Origin of the sequence: Pseudomonas sp. WS 5532 (assembly GCF_012985445.1) — a bacterium.
GTDB classification, from domain to species: Bacteria; Pseudomonadota; Gammaproteobacteria; order Pseudomonadales; family Pseudomonadaceae; genus Aquipseudomonas; species Aquipseudomonas edaphica.
Genome location: NZ_JAAQWK010000013.1, coordinates 157,254 through 174,420 on the forward strand (window position 1 = coordinate 157,254; position 17,167 = coordinate 174,420).

8 protein-coding genes are annotated in these 17,167 nt (G+C 62.6%); 2 read left to right on the plus strand and 6 right to left on the minus strand.

The window, feature by feature from the left end; genetic code table 11:
* Window positions 1-25 precede the first annotated feature (25 nt).
* Window positions 26-1,579: a DUF726 domain-containing protein gene (locus HBO23_RS21765; protein WP_017139625.1), complete on the minus strand. Its 1,554-nt coding sequence runs from the start codon at window positions 1,577-1,579 to the stop codon at window positions 26-28.
* A gap of 87 nt (window positions 1,580-1,666) precedes the next feature.
* Window positions 1,667-2,449, minus strand: a complete 783-nt coding sequence (locus tag HBO23_RS21770) for a helix-turn-helix transcriptional regulator (RefSeq protein WP_169986385.1) — start codon at window positions 2,447-2,449, stop codon at window positions 1,667-1,669.
* Window positions 2,450-2,548: 99 nt separating this feature from the next.
* Here HBO23_RS21770 and HBO23_RS21775 point away from each other — a divergent pair, with 99 nt between their 5' ends.
* Both HBO23_RS21775 and HBO23_RS21780 read left to right on the plus strand, forming a co-directional pair.
* On the plus strand, window positions 2,549-3,421 hold the full coding sequence (locus tag HBO23_RS21775; protein WP_017139627.1) for an amino acid metabolite efflux pump: 873 nt from the start codon (window positions 2,549-2,551) through the stop codon (window positions 3,419-3,421).
* An 81-nt stretch (window positions 3,422-3,502) separates the two neighbouring features.
* A complete protein-coding gene (locus HBO23_RS21780) occupies window positions 3,503-3,904 on the plus strand; it encodes a RidA family protein (RefSeq protein WP_170039707.1) in 402 nt (133 codons plus the stop codon).
* Here HBO23_RS21780 and HBO23_RS21785 read toward each other — a convergent pair.
* The 4 genes from HBO23_RS21785 to HBO23_RS21800 all read right to left on the minus strand — a co-directional run bounded on the left by HBO23_RS21785 (window position 3,894) and on the right by HBO23_RS21800 (window position 17,067).
* Window positions 3,894-4,790 (minus strand): LysR family transcriptional regulator, encoded by an 897-nt coding sequence (locus HBO23_RS21785; protein WP_170039709.1) that lies wholly within the window; start codon window positions 4,788-4,790, stop codon window positions 3,894-3,896. The two genes, HBO23_RS21780 and HBO23_RS21785, sit on opposite strands and share 11 nt — an antisense overlap.
* 19 nt (window positions 4,791-4,809) lie before the next feature.
* Window positions 4,810-5,115 (minus strand): XRE family transcriptional regulator, encoded by a 306-nt coding sequence (locus HBO23_RS21790; protein WP_017139630.1) that lies wholly within the window; start codon window positions 5,113-5,115, stop codon window positions 4,810-4,812.
* Entirely contained in the window at window positions 5,108-5,473 is a 366-nt protein-coding gene (locus HBO23_RS21795; protein ID WP_080593813.1) for a type II toxin-antitoxin system RelE/ParE family toxin, read from the minus strand. The genes HBO23_RS21790 and HBO23_RS21795 overlap by 8 nt, the downstream gene beginning before the upstream one ends.
* A 215-nt stretch (window positions 5,474-5,688) precedes the next feature.
* On the minus strand, window positions 5,689-17,067 hold the full coding sequence (locus tag HBO23_RS21800; RefSeq protein ID WP_170039711.1) for an autotransporter-associated beta strand repeat-containing protein: 11,379 nt from the start codon (window positions 17,065-17,067) through the stop codon (window positions 5,689-5,691).
* Between the last annotated feature and the right edge of the window lie 100 nt (window positions 17,068-17,167).

A 17,167-nucleotide genomic window follows, 5' to 3' on the forward strand; every position in this document is an offset into this window, starting at 1 on the left:
ACACACAAGTCAGGGCCGCAGCTTATCAGTCCGACGCGACCGTGCGCATCACCGTCTCCCGGGGCAAGTCGAACGCTTCGACGACTTGCACCACCAGGTCCATCTCCTGGTTCAACGCTTCGCGCTCCATGCGCTGGCGAATCACGCCAATCACCAAGACCGCCAAGGTGGTGATCGAATAGGCCGGGCCGGAAAACGCACGCACGCCCGTTACCAGCAACATCGCCGCCGCCAGCGCCTGGCCCACCACCGGAATTGCGGTGGCCGCGCCGCGCCGCAAGATAAACCCGGTGAGCCCCGCCAACGCCGTGCCGCTCAGGGCGGTGGTGGCCGAGCGGCCGATATCGATACGATTGAACAGGCCCTGCTCTTTTTGCGCGGCCGCCTTAAGCTCGGCGTCGAAGGCCTGGCGGTCGGCGCGACTGAGTTTGTCCTTGTACTGCTCGATGAGCTTTTCCGCGACCTGTGCCTCGATATCTGCCAGCACCACGGTTTCAAGCGGCCCATCGAACTTGATGCCCAGCCGCTGTGCGACATCTTCGGCGATCTGGCGATAACTCACGCCATGGCCACGGGCGATGTTCATAAAGCTGTCACCGCCCATGCGTTGCAGCTCGATGGCCAGTTTCAGCGGTTCACGTACATCGGCATCGATCGAGGCACTGCGTTTTTGTGCCATTAACTCAGCCAGAAACTTAAGCTCCTCCGGCCGCGCCTGCACCAGCGCGGGGAACAGTTCCACGTCCTCCTCGGCAAAACGCACTTCGCTGCTGCGCAGGTCAGCGCGGATCAGGCCACGCCGTTCCTGCAGCAGGTCGGTGTACTGCACCACCGTTTTCAGCTGCGGCCAGTAGGCAGCATGGTCGAAGGTGGCCAGGTGAACATTGGTGACCTTGGCCTTGAGCGAGGGCGTGACGTCGATCGCATACCGGCCTATGCAGCGCTCGGTGTCCGGCTTGATGGCAAGCGCCCAGTCCTTGCTGGAGTAGCAGTTGATCACGCGCCCTTTGAGCGGCGCCGACACTTCATCCCAGGGGCTGGACGTACTGATCGCGCCACCCATCAGCAACACATTGTTAAGCGGCAATTGGCGGGCGACCTCGGGGCTGGCCAGCAGACTCTTGACCAGGATACGCGCGCCCAGGGAATGCCCGATCAGGTTGATGCGCCGCACGGGCAGCGCTTCGCCGTGCAGGTAATGGGCAAGCTCAGGCAATAGCGTCTTGGCCACTTCATCGACACGCGCCTCGACACTTTTGTAATGGTCAAGAAAGTAGGCAATCGCACGGCCCACACCCACGGTTGCCGCGCCCAGGCCGCCACCGCCAAGCATTGCGGTAATCACATCTTTAAAGGGAGCAAAAAGGTTTTCCAGAAAGTGACCCGCCGGCCAGAACAGCATCAGGTTGGTCGAGCCTTCGATGCTTGCCAGTTGTTGCGTGAAATTGCCCAGTTGCTGGCGGTTGAAGAACGCCGAATAACCGTGAACATAGAGATTGAGCACATCCCCCTGAGGCTCGCCACACAACAGAAACGTGGGCTTGCGGGTGCGGTGCATTTCATCCCACTGGTGTTGCATGGGCCGGTGACTCCTGATGACGGTGGGCGGCGATAGTAACAAAGCAGGACCGCCTGCAAGGTGAATCCTGACCAGCGTGTGAGCTTTTTAGAACAACGACACGGCCTTGGACTTGGCCAGGTAGCGCGCCGGGGAATCGCCCAGGTGACGGCGGAACAGCGCGGTGAAGGCGCTGGGGCTGCTGAAGCCCAATGCAAATGCGACCTCGGTGATCGAGGCGCCGTGGCTGAGTTGCGCGGTGGCCTCCAGCAGGCAGACTTGCTGGCGCCACGCCACGAAGGTCATGCCGGTGCTTTCCAGGAAGTGACGAGTAAAGGTCCGCCGGCTCATGCTCGACCAACTCGCCATTTGATCGAGGGACACGGTTTGCGCAGGCGCGTCCAGAAAGCGCTGGCAAGCCCTCGCCAAACGCGGTTCAGAGGGCAGCGGCGCACTGAGGGGCAAGGCCGACAGCGTACTGATTTCGTCGATCAGCAGCGTCAATACACAGTGCCGCCGCACCTCGGACGTTGCCGATGCCCCGCACGTCAATGCCGCTTCCAGAAGATGCCTGAGCAGTGGCGACACCTCGAAAACCTGGCAGTGTCCCTGCAGCCCTGCGCGCTCGGCGGCTTGAGCATCGAGGTAGGTATTGAGCATCACCACATCGCCGCGCATGTGCATTTCATGGGCAATGCCACCGGGCACCCAGACGGCCCGCTGCGGCGGCACCACCCAGTTGCCCAGGTCGGTGAACATTCTTAAGGCACCGGTGGAAGCATAGGCAAACTGGCCGCGCGGGTGCGTATGCCGGGCAAACACACTGCCGCACGGGTATTCACGCAGGGTCACAAGCGCTTCGGGGTCGTTGTCGTCAAAGGTCGGAATCATGGCCCGATCTTGTCAAAGTATGACCTGGCATAGCAAGCGGGCCATACGCCCGAGCTCTAACCTTCACCCCTTTGAAGCAACCGGTTCGAAGGAACGTCCATGCACAAGAAACACCTGGCACTTGCCCTGTTGGTCACGCTGGCCTGGGGGCTGAATTTTCCCATTACCAAACTGGGCCTGCGGGCCATCGACCCTTTTTTACTCACCGGCCTGCGCTTCGCCCTCGCCGCCTTGCCCCTGGTGTTCGTCATCAAGCGCCCCGCCGTGCCATTCGGTTATGTAGCGGCCTATGGCGTGATCTTCGGGCTGGGCATGTGGGGTGTGATCAACTATGGCATCCAGCTTGGGGTGAGCCCGGGGATTGCCTCATTGCTCATCCAGCTCAGCGTGTTTTTCACCCTGGGTTGGGGCTGCGTGCTATTCAAGGAGAAAATTCGCGGCGCGCAGTGGGCCGGGGCCTTTCTCGCGTTGATCGGACTAACCGGGATCATCGCCAACCAGCAAGGCGAACACGCTGCGCTCGGCGTGCTGATGATCGTGTTCAGCGCACTGGCGTGGAGCATCGGCAACGTCATCATCAAGACGTCGGGGGTTAAAGAAATCTTTTCGTTCATGGTCTGGGCCAGCCTGTTTCCGCCAATCCCGCTGTTCCTGATGGCCTGGTGGGTGCACGGCGACGGTGCGTTCGTAAGCCTCCCCGCCAACCTCGACCTCACCGCCGTGTGGTCGCTGCTGTTTCAGGTTTACCTGGCCACGCACTTTGCTTACTGGGGCTGGAACACGTTGCTCAAGGCGTACCCCGTGTCCACGGTAGCGCCGCTGTCGCTATTGATCCCGGTGTTCGGGATTGCCAGTTCGATGTTGATACTGGGCGAGCGTGTTTCCACAGCCAATCTGGTCTTTATCGCAGTGATTATCAGCGGCTTGGCAGTCGGGCTTTATCGCAAACCGATTGTGCATACCGGTAGATAGTCATGGCAGGAACTCGGGATTTTGTTCGAGTATTCGCTCTATTAGCATCCATCGGGTCTTGTACTCAACCGAGGAAATACCATGAGCACGCCCGAATTTTTTGTCACCCCAGGCTACGGCGATACCATGCGCGAACACCTGCACTATTCCCAAGCAGTGAAAATCGGTAACCGCGTGGAAACGTCAGGCCAGGGCGGCTGGGACGATGAGTTCCAGATCCCCGCCGACCTCAGTGAAGAAATCGCCCAGGCGTTTCACAACCTGGACCGAACCCTGGCCACCGCCGGCGCGGGTTGGGAGCATGTGATTCACATAAACTCCTACCACGTCGGTGGGTTTGCACCTGAGGTCAACGAAGCGATGGTCCAGCAATACCGGCGCTACATGCCCCACCATGCGCCGATCTGGACGCAAGTCGGCGTCGAGGCCCTGGGACTGCCAACCATGCGCGTGGAGATACGCGTAACCGCGATTATTCCCTGACCCCAAACGTGCGGATCACCCACTCGGTAAAGACCTTGAGCCGCGCACTCTGATGACGGTTAGGTGGGTAGAGGATATGCAATGGCGTGGCCGGGCGCGACCAACCCGGCAGCACCTCAACCAACTGGCCGGTATCGAGGTAGTGCTGCACGATCGACTTAAAGTGCTGACCCACACCAAGGCCCGCGAGCAGCATTTCCTTGAGGCCGTTGCCTTCGTTAGTCGAAAAAGCGCAGTCGTTGACCTCGATACGTTGCTGGCCCTGCTCAAAAATCAGCGGCTCCGGCTTGCCCGACCCAGCAAAAAAATACCCGGCCCTGAGGTGGTTGTTTACAAGGTCTTCGGGCGAAACCGGCAAACCCCGGCGCGCCACGTAACTGGGTGCCGCACAGGTCAGGTATTCAAGGTCCGCCACCTTGCGCCCGATCATCGCCATGTCTTCCAGCTTGCCAGCACGGATCACGCAATCGGCGCCCTCCCCGACAATATTCACCGCACGGTCGCTGATGCCCAAGGCGATGGTGATATCGGGGTACTCACGATGAAAGTCCACCAACGCCGGAATCAACAGGCAATTGGCAAACGAGGCCGGTGCATCCACGCGCAGGTGCCCGCCGGGCTTGAGGATCTGCCCGCGTGCGGCGCTGTCCACTTCATCCAGCTCAGCCACCAGCCGTCGCGCATGGCGGTAATACTCCAGCCCTTCAAGCGTGGGCGCCAGGGCGCGGGTGGTTCGGTGCATCAGCTGGGTACCCAGGTGTCTTTCCAGGTCAGTGATGAGTTTGCTGACGGTAGAGCATGGCAGCGCCAACTGGTCGGATGCACGGCTGAATGAACCGGTATCGACAACACGGACGAAGGCGCGCATGGCCAGGAGCTGATTCATCGGGGTGGTCCACTGTGACTTAGTGAGCGAAGTTGTCGATCTTGACCTGGCCATCCGGGAAGGTCGCGATGATTTCCAACTCGCCGCCCATTGCCCGGATGTAGTCACGCAGCGTGCTGATGTACATGTCGGTACGCCGCTCCATCTTGGAAACCGCTGCCTGGTTGATATTCAACGCCTTGGCCAGGCTTTCCTGGCTCAGTTGCTGGGCCTTGCGCAGCTCATGCAGGGGCATTTCCTTGAGGTGCTGGCGGAACAGCTGCTCGGCTTCGGCACGCGACTGCGGGGTCATGCGCGCTTGAAGTTCAGCGAATTTTTTAGCCATGGTGACGGGCCTCTTTACGCAATGTTTGCAAATGGATGTCGTACACATTTTCGGCCAAGGGCACATGCACCTCGTACCACCTGGGGTGTGCGGCTTTATCGCCGCCGATCAGCAGGACAGCGCAGCGCCGGGGATCAAATGCATACAGCACTCGATAGGGCCGGCCGGCGTGCCGGACCCGCAGTTCCCGCAGGTTGCCATGCCGGGAACCCTTGATATCACTGGTATGGGGGAAGCCCAGGCCAGGCCCGAAAAGCCCCAGCAGATCTACGCTGGCGGACACGGAGACTTGCTCCTTTGCGCCCAGTTCATCCCACCATTCTGCGAATTCATCCGTGTATTCAACGTCCCAATCCATGCGAATATGCCACCTAAGGAATATAAACTCAAGGGCATACTTTAGATTCAGAAAAGACTGCATTACCAGCCGGGTTCCAGGGGAAATTGTTTGTACATCCTTCTGACCAGACGCTGAGCAACAACCCTGCCCTATTGGCAAACCATCGAATAGCGTTAAGAAATATTTCCAAAAAAAAACCGCCCTTTCGGGCGGTTAAAAATACTCGGCTTTGATCAGAAACCGAGGGAGAAGCTGATCGTCATCGCATGGTCTTTATCGTTGCGCGACAGTTGGCCGGAATAGCCCAGGCCCAACTTGCCATTCTGACTGATCTGGTAGTCCACGCCCGCCTCCACCACCGCGCTGTCCTTGGCGATCGGCACACCTTGGGTGCTGAACGATGCACCGCCGTTGATAAAGCTCAGGTCGGCATCCGGCTTGGTGTCGCCAAAGGCATGACGCCAGCCGATGCTGCCCCGTGGGGTGATTTTCGAGCCGTTACCCAAGGTGATGGTCTGGCCGATGCGCACGCCCAGGGTCGAGAAGGTCACGTCCTGATCGGCATCACCGCGCAGGGCCGCCGAACCGCCTTTCTCCTTGATCGTGTCGCTGTCGTAGTTGACGTAAGCCAGGCCGGCGAACGGTTCTACTACCACTTTGCCGGTTTCAATGGTGTAGCCCACTTCACCGAACACTTGCGCGCTGCGCGCTTTGTAGTCGGCTTTGAGGCGTTGCCCCACGCCGCCTACGGCCACATCGCGTTTGCTTTCGATGTCGTGCCAGCTGTATGCCACGCCCATGCGAGCGGCGAAGGCTTCCTGCTGGTACGCGGTGTAGGCCATCAAGTGGTAGCTGTCGACGTCGGCGCTGGAGCTGCGGCGCTTGGCGTCCAGGTCGCTGCGGGTGTAGCCGGCGGCCACACCGACGCGCCAGGCGTCATCCACTTGTTTGTCGGTGCCGAGCAGGAAGCCGCCGAGGTTGCGGTCCAGCTTGGCGGTGTTGCTGTCGCCGCCCATGTGGCCCCAGGTGCCCAACACACGCATCCAGCCGACCATCTCGCCGTGGCAACCGGCGCTGCTCAGGCGGTTTTCGCTGGGTGCCAGGCTGTTGCGTGGGTCATCTTCGCGGTAGCAGCCGGGCTGACGCAGGCGCTCGTTGACTGCGTCACGCACGTAACGCGAATCTTCGAGCATGGCGCTGGCGGTGCTGGCATGAATCTCCCCGGACAAGCTGTCGAACGCGGCGCGCGCCCCGGCAACATTGGAGTTGAGCAGCGCGTTCTGCACCGTTGCGCCACCCACCGCGGCACCGCTGTCCAACGCGGCGGCCACGCCACGTTGGTTACCAGTGGCTGCCACGCTGGCGTAGCTGACGTTGTTGCGGCTAACCGCCAGCGCCACCTGAGTAGGGCTGTAGTTCAACGCGGTATTGAGGAATGCCAGGTTCTCCAGATTGGTGGTGCCGAAGGTGCCGTTCACTGCACCCGCCGTGAGCAGCGTGTAGGTGGCCGGGCCGGCGTACGGCGCCAGGTTGACCACATTCAACGTGCCGCCCAGGTTCGCAGTACCCCCAACGGCCAGGGAGCCGGTCGACGATGGGGTGATGAGCAGGTTCAACGCGCCGGTACTGCCATTAGTGAAGTTACCGGCCACCGTCAGCTTACCGTTATCAGGTGTGACGCTGCCGTTGTTGACCAACGCGCCGACGCTGCCGTTGCCGGTCAGGCCTGCACCGTTGGCGACGGTCACCTGCCCACCAAACACCGCGCCTGGGTTGGCCGCGTTGCCGACTTGCAGTACGCCCTGGTCCACCGCCACCGTGCCGCTGAATGGCTGGTTGCCGGTCAGCAACAGCGCGCCGGCGCCTTGTTTGGTAATGCTGCCGGTTCCGCTCAATACACCATTAAAGGTGCCGTTAGTGGGTTGGACAAACAACAGTTGCGCATTGTTGAGGATGCGACCCTGCAAGCTCAGCGTGTTACCGGCCAGCGTACCGCCACTGACGGTCGTGCCACCGGAATAGGTGTTGGCGCCGGTCAACAGCAAGGTGCCGGCGTCAAGTTTGTTGATCGACCCGGCCCCCACGATTGGCGCAGCCACTTCGGTAGTGACGCCCGAATTGACACGCACCACTGCGGCACCGGTTGGCGACAAGGTCCCACCTGCGCCTGCCGTCAGCGTGTAACCAGGGTCAAGGAATTGCAGGCCAGTAAAGCCTTGGTTACCGACCACGGTGACCGTACCGCCCTGCCCGCCGAACACGGCAAACTGGTTATTTGACGCCTGGCCCTGGGTACCGGTTGGATCGGTCCAGTTGGTGCCTGGGCCCCAGGTACCACTGCCGCCGGTGATAGTGCCGTCAGGGTTGGTGGTGCCACCGTTCCAGAACTGGATTTGCCCCGGCGTGGTTTGCACCAGCAGGTTCAGTTGGTTGGCCAGCGCCGTTTGCAGGCTCAGATTACCCACGCCGACCGGCAGCGAGCCGAGGGTCAGGCCGTTGTCGGTCAACGCGCCGCCGTAGCGGAACAGTTGATAAACGCCGAGGCCGAAGCCCCCGGCATCGGTAACGTTGAGCGTGCCATCAAGGGTCAGGTTGCCCGCCACATTCACCGCCGTGGTGGATGCGCCAGGCGCGCCGAGGGCGAAGTCCAGGGCAGTGCCCGACGACAACGCCAGCGAACCCACCGACAGCGGCGTCGCCGCCCCGGCCTTGAGGGTCGAGCCATCGGCCATCGTCACAGCACCGCCCAGGCTGCCGCTGCCGCCAAGGGTCGCGCCGCTGGCTACCTGCACCGCTGCGCTGTTCAAGGTGCCGTTGACCAGCAAGCTGCCGGCGTTGACGTTGGTGTTGCCGGTCAAGGTGTTGTTGCCAGTCAACAGCAACGCGCCGGTGCCGGTTTTATTCAGCACGCCTGCGCCGGTAAGGTTGCCGGTGTAGGTGCCATCGGTGCCTTGCTCGAAGGTCAGGGCCGCATTGTTGGCAATCGCGCCTTGCAAGCTGTTGGTGTTGCCGGTGGTGGTGCCGCCGTTAAGGGTGGTGCCACCGCTGTAGGTGTTGGCGCCGGTCAACAGCAGCGCACCGTTGCCGTTTTTCACCAGGCTGCCGGTGCCGCTGACCACGCCGTTAAGCGCTAGTGCATTGCTGCCGACCAGGGTCAGCGGCCCACTCAGGCTGATGGCGTTGGCCAGTTGCAGGTCGGTGCTGCCATCCAGCGCCGCAGCGCCGCCGACGGTGAGCGCGCCGCTGCCCAATGCGGCGTTATTGCCCAGGGTCAGTTGCCCGGCGTTCAGGCCGGTGCCGCCACTGTAGGTGTTGGCGCCGTTGAGCGTCAGGGTTGCCGCGCCTTTTTTCAGCAGGCTGCCATTGCCGCTGATACTGCCGTTAAGCGTCAGCGCATTGCTGCCGCCGATGGCCAGTGCACCATTGAGTACCGCAGCGTTGCCGAGTGTGACGGCCGCGTTGCTGTCCAGGGTGGTGCCGTCGGCCGCCGTCAGTGCGCCACTGCCCAGCGCGCTGTTATTGCCGACCACCAGCGTGCCGCCATTGAGCGCAGTGCCGCCGGTGTAGGTATTGGTGCCGTTAAGCACCAAGGTGCCAGTGTCGAGTTTGGCCAGGGTGCCAGCACCACCGAGCGTGACGCCCAACGTTGCGGTGGCGTTCGGGTCGACACGGATCGCCGTGTTGCCGGTGCCGCCATTCACCAGGTTGAGCACGCCCGCCGTGCCGGAGGCCAGGTTGTAGCCATCGGTGACGAACTGCATGCCGGTGAGGTTTTGCGTGCCCTCCACGGTCACGTTACCCGCCGCGCCCTGGAACACTGCAAAGCTGTTGTTCCAGTTCTGGTTGAGGGTGCCGTCAACGTTGGTCCAGTTGGTGGTGCCAGTGCCCCAGGTGCCGTTGCCGCCGTCGATGGCGCCGTTGCCGATCAGGTTGGCGCCGTCCCAGAACTGCACGGTGGTATTGGGCGCAGTCACCAGCAGGTTGACCTTGTTGCTGATGGCCGTCTGCACTTGCACATCGCCCGGAATCACACTGCCCGGCAAACTGCCAAGGGCCAGGCCATTATTGGTGAGTGCCCCGCCGTAGTTGATGATGTTGTAGACGCCGCTGCCAAAGCCGCCGATATCGGTGACGTTGAGTTTGCCGCCCAAGGTCAGATCGCCGCCGACATTCAGCAGCCCGCTGCCACCGCCCACCACCGGCACGCCGAGGCCGACGTCCAGGTTGGCGTTATTACCCAGCACCAACGAGCCCACCGACAGCGTGCTGCCGGCGTTCAGGCCGATGTGCCCGCCATCAGCCACCGTCACCGCACCCGCTAATGAGCCAGTACCGGCCAGCGTCGCGCCGTTGTTCACCGCCACCGTGCCACTGGCCAGTGAGCCGCTCACATTTAAAGTGCCGCCATTGACGTTGGCCGCGCCGCTGATCCCATTGGTGCCGCTCAGGTTGAGCACGCCGGTGCCGTTTTTATCCAGGTTACCGGCACCGTTGAGCGTGCCTGCGAAGGTGTTGTCGAGGTTGCTGCCACCCACCGCCAGCGTGCTGCCGCCCGCCACTTGAATCGCGCCGGTACCGGTCAGGGTATTGAGGCTGGCATTGCCACCCAGGTTGAGGCTGGCACCGCTGCCGACGTTGACGCCGGAGGTGTTGCCCAAGGCCGCGTTACCTGTAGTGGTCACACTGCCGCCGAGCACATTGAGTGGACCGGTGAAGGTGTTGTTACCACTGAGCAGCAAGTCCGCCGCGCCATTTTTGATCAGCGCCGCATTGCCGGCCAACACACCCGCCAGGGTCAGGTTGTTGTTACCGGCCACACTGAGGTCGGCATTCAAGTTGACGGCGTTCGCCAGTACCAGCGGCACGCTGTTGTCCAACGTACTTGCTCCATTGACGGTCAAGGCGCCGGAACCCAAGCCCGTGGCATTGCCGACAGTCAGCGTACCGGCCGCGAGGGTGGTGCCGCCGCTGTAGGTATTGGCGCCGTTGAGGGTCAGGTTGGCAGTGCCGTTCTTGATCAGCGATCCGGTGCCATCAACCACACCGCCAAGCGCCAGGTCGTTGCTGCCAACCACGGTCAGCGCAGCATTGAGCGTGGTGTTATTGGCCAGCGCCACTGCGGCACTGGTATCCAGCGTCGCTGCGCCGTTGACGGCCAGGCTGCCGGTGCCAAGTGCCGAACCATTGCCCAGTACCAAGCCACCTGCGTTCAACTGCGTACCGCCGAGGTAAGCATTGTTGCCGTTGAGTGTCAGGTTGCCCGCCCCACTTTTAGCCAGGCTGCCAGCCCCGGTGACCAGCCCATCAAGGGTCAGGTCGGCGCTGCCGAGAATGCCCAGGTTGCCCGCCAGGTTCACGGCATTTGCCAGGGTGACTGCACTGCTGGTATCGAGCGTGGTGCCTGCCGCCGCATTCAGCGCGCCGGTGCCCAGCGCAGTGTTAGAGGCCAGGATCAACCCGCCGGCGTTCAATGCAGTCGGCCCTGCATAGGTGTTGTTGCCACTCAAGGTCAGGCTGGCGATGCCGTTTTTGATCAGGCTACCGGTGCCGGCCACGGTGCCGGCCAGGGTCAGCGCGTTGCTGCCGCCGACTGTCAGCGTGCCGTTGACGTTCACATCATTGGCCAGGCTGACAGCGGCATTGCTGTCCAGGGTGGTGCCATTGGACGCGGTCAACGCACCGCTGCCCAACGCACTGTTATTGCCGACCACCAACGTACCGCCATTGAGCGCGGTGCCGCCGGTGTAGGTATTGGCGCCATTGAGCACCAAGGTGCCCGCATCCAGCTTGGCCAGAGTACCGCCGCCATTGAGGGTGACGCCCAGGGTCGCGGTGGCATTCGGGTCAACGCGCACGGCAGTGTTGCCGCCGGTGCCGTTGAACAAGGTCAAGGCCCCCGCCGTGCCGCCGACCACGTTGTAGCCGTCGGTGACAAATTGCAGACCGGTAATCGCTTGGGCGCCGTCCACGCTGACAGTACCCGCCGCGCCCTGGAAGACCGCAAAGCTGTTTGGCGCCCAGGCGGCGTTGAACGAACCGTTGACGCCTGTCCAGTTGGTGGCGCCACTTGTCCAGGTACCGCTGCCGCCCTCGATGCTGCCATTACCGGTGGTTTGGCTACCGTCCCAGAACTGCACGGTGGTGTTGCCGTTGACCAGCAGGTTGATCTGGTTGCCGATTGCTGTTTGCAGGTCCAGGTCGGTGGCCGGGATATTCACCGGCAGGCTGCCCAGCTGCAGGCCGTTATTGGTCAGGCCGCCGGTGTAGTCGATCAACCGGTAGATACCGGGGCCGAAGCCACCGATATCGCTGACATTCAGCGTGCCATCCAGGGTCAGGTTACCGCCCACATGAATCAGCGCCGTGCCGCCGGTAGACGGGGCACCGAGCCCGGCATCGAGGTTGGAGTTGGTATTGAGCACCAACGAGCCGACTGTCAGGGTGTTGCCCGAGTTGACGGCCAGGTGGCCACCGTCGGCAATGTTGACGGCCCCCACCAGGGTGCCGGTGCCGCCGAGGGTGGCGCCATTAGCCACGTTCACGTTGGTACTGGCCAGCGCGCCGTTGACCAGCAGGCTGCCGGCGTTGACCTGGGTGTCACCGGTCAACACGCTGAGGCCGCCGAGGGTCAAGGCACCGCTGCCGATTTTGTTGAGACCGCCCAACCCGGCGAGTACGCCGCCGAACGTGCTGTCGAGGTTATTGCTGCCGACACTCAAGGTGCTGCCGGTGCCAACAACGGCCACGCCGTTGCCGGTGAGTTCACCCAGGCTGGCCGAGCCACCCAGGTTCAATTGCGTACCACTGCCCAGGTTGACCCCGGCGCCTGCGCCCAGCGCGCCATTACCCACGGTGGTAAGGCTGCCTGCTTGCACATCGAGCAGGCCGGAGAAGGTGTTGTTGCCAGTCAGGGCCAGGTCGCCAGTGCCGGTTTTGATCAGATTGGCGCTCCCCCCCACCACACCCGCCAGCGTCAGGTTGTTATTCAGGCTGCCCACCGTCAGGTTGGCATTGACGTTGACCGCATTGGCCAGCACCAGTGGCGTGCCATTGTTTAGGTTGGCCGCGCCGCCCACCGTCAAGGCGCCCGTCCCGAGGGCTGTCGCGGTGCCCAGGGTCAAGGTACCCGCATTGACGGTCGTTCCACCGCTGTAGGCATTGAGGCCATTGAGGGTCAGGTTGGCCGCGCCATCCTTGACCAGCGCGCCGGTGCCCGTGAGCAGGCCTCCCAGGGTCAGGTCATTGTTGCCAGCCACCGTCAACGCAGCGTTCAGCACAGCACCATTGCCGATGCTCAGCGCGCTGCTGTTATCGAGCGTCGATGCACCCCCCACCGTCAGGTTGCCCAGGCCCAGCGCGAGGTTATTGCCCAGGGTCAATGTGCCCGCGTTCAGCGTCATGCCGCCGAGGTAGGTATTAGCACCATTGAGGATCAGGTTGGCTGCGCCATTTTTCGTCAGGCTGCCAGCACCATTGATTGCACCGCCCAAGGTCAGGTCAGCCGTGCCGCCTATACCCAGGTTGCCTGCCAGGTTGATCGCGTTATTGGCAGTGACCGCCGCACTGGCATCCAGTGTCGTGCCGCCAGCCGCATTCAACGCGCCAGCGCCCAAGGCATTGTTGGCGGCCAGGATCAGCCCACCCGCGTTCAAGGCCACAGGCCCGAGGAAAGTGTTACTTGCGCCCAGGGTCAAAGTGGCCGCGCCGTTTTTGATCAGGCCGCCAACGCCGCTGATCCCGCCATTAAGGGTCAGCGCGTTGCCGCCCGCGACAGTGGTGTCGCCGTTCAAGAGCACCGTGTTGCCCAAGGTGATGGCAGCATTACTGTCCAGTGTCGTCCCGGCCGCTGTCGTCAACAGGCCGCCGCCCAGTGCAGTGTTGCTACCGACGATAAGCGCGCCGCCATTGAGCAAGGTGCCACCGGTATAGGTGTTGGCGCCGTTGAGCACCAGGGTGCCGGTGTCGAGCTTGTTCAAGGTGCCGGCGCCATCGATATTGACCCCGACGGTCGCGGTTGCGCCCGGATCTACACGCATCGATACATTGCCACTGCCGCCATTGATCGCAGTCAATTGCCCGCCTGCGCCGCTGACCAGGCTGTAGCCGTCGGTGACAAACTGCAGGCCGGTAAAGGCTTGCGGGCCTTGCACGGTGACCGTACCGGCAGCACCGGTGAACACCGCAAAGCCACTGGACCAAGGAGAGTTGGTCAAGCCGTCGGCGGACGTCCAGTTGGTACCGCCGGCGGTCCAGGCGCCCGTGCCGCCATCCACCACGCCGTTGGCGATAGCTTGGCTGCCGTCCCAGAAGCGGATATTGGGCGCCGACACCACCAGGTTGACCTGGTTGCCGACCGAGGTTTGTACCAGCAGATCGCCGAGGCCATAACCCACGGGAACACCGGCTACCGTCAGGCCACCGGTCAGGCCGCCGGTGTAGTTGATCAGGCGATAAGTGCCCGCGCCAAAACCACCGGCATCGGTGACGTTCAGGTTGCCGGCGAGCGCCACGTTACCGCCGACATTGAGCAAGGAAGTGAGGGATGGCGCACCGAGGGCAACATCCAGGTTGCCACCCGCGACCATGTTCAGTGCACCGGCTGACAAGGTATTGCCGCTGCTCAAGGCCAAATGGCCGCCGTTATTGACGTTCAACGCGCCCAATAACGAACCGGTACCGGTCAGCGTACCGCCGTTGTTGACATTGACCTGGGCGCTGGCCAGGGAACCACTGAGGTTCAAGGTGCCTGCATTGATCGCCGTGTTGCCAGTGACGCCATTGATGCCGGTAAGGTTGAGAGTGCCGGTGCCGACCTTGATCAGCCCGCCAGCGCCACTCAAATCACCATCAAACGTACTGGTGGTGTTGACCCCGCCAACGGTCAAGTTGTTGGCGCCACTCAGTTGCACGCTACCGCTGCCGCTCAAGCCGGCCAGGCTGACGTCGGTGGCCAGGTTGACCCCGGCGCCCGCACTCACGTTAACCCCGGAAGTGCTGCCCAAGGCATTGGCATTGAGCAACGTCAGGCTGCCGGAGACCACGTTCACGGCGCCGGTGAAGGTGTTGTTGCCGGCCAGGGTCAGGTCGGACAAGCCATTTTTGATCAGGTTGCCAGCGCCGCTGACCACGCCGTTCAGGCTCAGGTCGTTGTTGCCGGCGACCGTAAGGTCAGCATTCAGCGCAATGGCATTGCCGATGCCAAAGGACGCGCTGGTGTCCAGGGTCGCCGCACCGCCGACGGTCAAGGCGCCGCTGCCCAGGCCATTGGCGTTGCCCAGGGTCAAGGTCCCTGCATTGAGGTTGGTGCCGCCGCTGAAGGTGTTGTTGCCGTTGAGGGTCAGGTTGGCCAGGCCACTTTTGGTCAGCGGCCCTGCCCCACTGAGCACACCCGCCAGGGTCAGGTTATTGGTACCGCCGGCCGTCAACCCGGCGTTGAGCACAACGTTGTTGCCTAGGCTGAATGCCCCGCTGCTGTCCAGCGTCGACGCGCCGCCAACGGTCAAGTTACCCAGACCCAGGGCTGAGTTGGAGCCCGCCGTCAGGGTGCCCGAATTGAGCGTGGTGCCGCCCAGGAAGTTGTTGACGCCGTTGAGCACTAGATTGGCGGCGCCGTTTTTGGTCAGGCTGCCAGCGCCATTGATCGTACCGGCCAGCGTCAGGTCGGCGGTGCCGCCAATGCCCAGGTTGCCGGCCAGGTTGACCGCGTTGGCGAGGGTCACCGCCGTCGTGGCGTCCAGCGAAGTGCCCGCAGCCGTATTCAGCGCGCCCGTCCCCAGGGCGGTGTTGGTGCTGAGCAACAAGCCGCCGGCATTCAGCGACGTTACACCGCTGCGGGTGTTGTTACCGGCCAGGGTCAGCAGGCCCGCGCCGGTTTTGGTCAGGCCGCCGACGCCGGACATCACGCCGCTCAGGGTCAGTGGGTTGGCGTTGAGCAGGCTGAGATCGCCGGTCAAGACGACATTGTTGTTCAGTAATGAGGCGCCACTGGTGTCCAGGTTGGCAGTACCTGTCACATTCAGGTTGCCGCTGCCCAGGGCATTGTTATTGCCCAGCACCAGGGTGCCGGCGCCCAGGTTGGTGGCGCCGCTGAAGCCGGTGTTGACGCCATTGAGCGTCAGGCTGCCCGCGCCGCTCTGGGTAAGCCCACCGTTGCCGGTAATGGCGCCGTTCAGGCTCAGCGTACCGGCCACATCGGTCGTCAGGTTGTCGTTAAGCGTGAACGTGTTGGCAAGGCTGACTGTGCCAGGCGCCTGCAAAGTCGATGCGGCCGTGACGGTGACAGCGCCGCTGCTCAGCGCCAGGTCATTGCCCAACTGCACCGAACCGCCGGACAGCGTGGTGGCGCCGGTGTAAGTGTTAGCGGCATTGAGGATCAGTTGACCCGTGCCCGCCTTGGTCAAGCCGCCGGTGCCCGAGAGCACGCCGCCCAGGGTCAGCCCGGTATTGGCGCCCTGGACGGTCAACCCGCCGGTGCCCAGCGTGAGCAGGTTAGCCAGCGTCAGGTTATTGGCCGTTGCCTCGATAACCCCGCCATTGGCGGTGATTGCCCCAGTACCGAACGTCGCACTGTTATCGAACTGCGAAATGCCACCATTGAGCGTTGTGCTGCCGCTGACCAACGGCCCCTGCAGCGTCCAGGTGCCGCCGTTGATGGTCAGGTTGTTGAAGTTGACATAGGTGGCGCTGGACGCCGTGCCAGTGCCGCTGCTGCCGGTGGCGCCGGGGTTTTGCAGGATCAAGGTGTTGCTGCCGTTTGCGCCGCCATCCACCTGGCCGGTGGGGGCAAACGTCAGGTTTACGCCCAACAGGCCGCCGAGGCTCAAGCCGATACCGCCACCCGAGGACACGCTCGACCCGGTCACCGCCGTAAAGGTGTTGGTGCTGTTTGCTCCCATCGACACGCCGCCGGAAATGGTCCCGCTGTTGACGAAGGTATTACCCAAAGTGGACGCCTCGAAGGCAACCCGCCCGGTGAGCGTGCCACTGTTGGTCATGTTGACCTGGCCGCCACCTTGCACGGCGACCACTGGCGTGTCAGAGGCAAACAACGTAAGACCCAGCAACGAACTGGAGCCGAGGGTGCCGGCGTTGGTGAGGGTGGTGGTGCCACCGACGCCATTCGTGACGTTCAGCGCCGCACCACCCAACGAAGTCAGATTAAGCCCCAGCAGTGCGCCGGTACCGCGGATGATCCCGGTGGCCGTGTTGGTGATATTCACCGTACTGGCCGCGGTATTGCCCACCACCACACCGCCACTGAGCACGGATACAAACCCGAGCAGCGCCGGGTCGATGGTGCCGGAGTTGTTCAGTGTGGTGTTGTTACCGGTCAGGTTCAACGCAATGCCGCCCAACGTTGCGTTGAGCTGCGCGCCAGGGTTGACGTTGACCGTCAGGTCATTCACCGCACTCGAGAAGGTGTTCAGAAACAGCGGTAACGACGGCACCCCCGTACACGTCACCGTGGCACCCGCCGTGGGGCTTGCGGGCGAGCAGGCCGCCATCGCTTCGGGGCTTGCAAGGCCTATCACCAGCCCCGCTACGCCGAGGCGAATAGCAAGAGAAAGCGCAGAAATACGAGGTACAACGGCAGTAGCAAGTCTTTTATCCACGCTCAACTCCTTGTGGTCCAAGCCTTTCATCCATGGGTGCGTACAAGCTCAACTTTATTGATCCACACGCATCGAATTCGAGATACCTGACCGTGGTGAC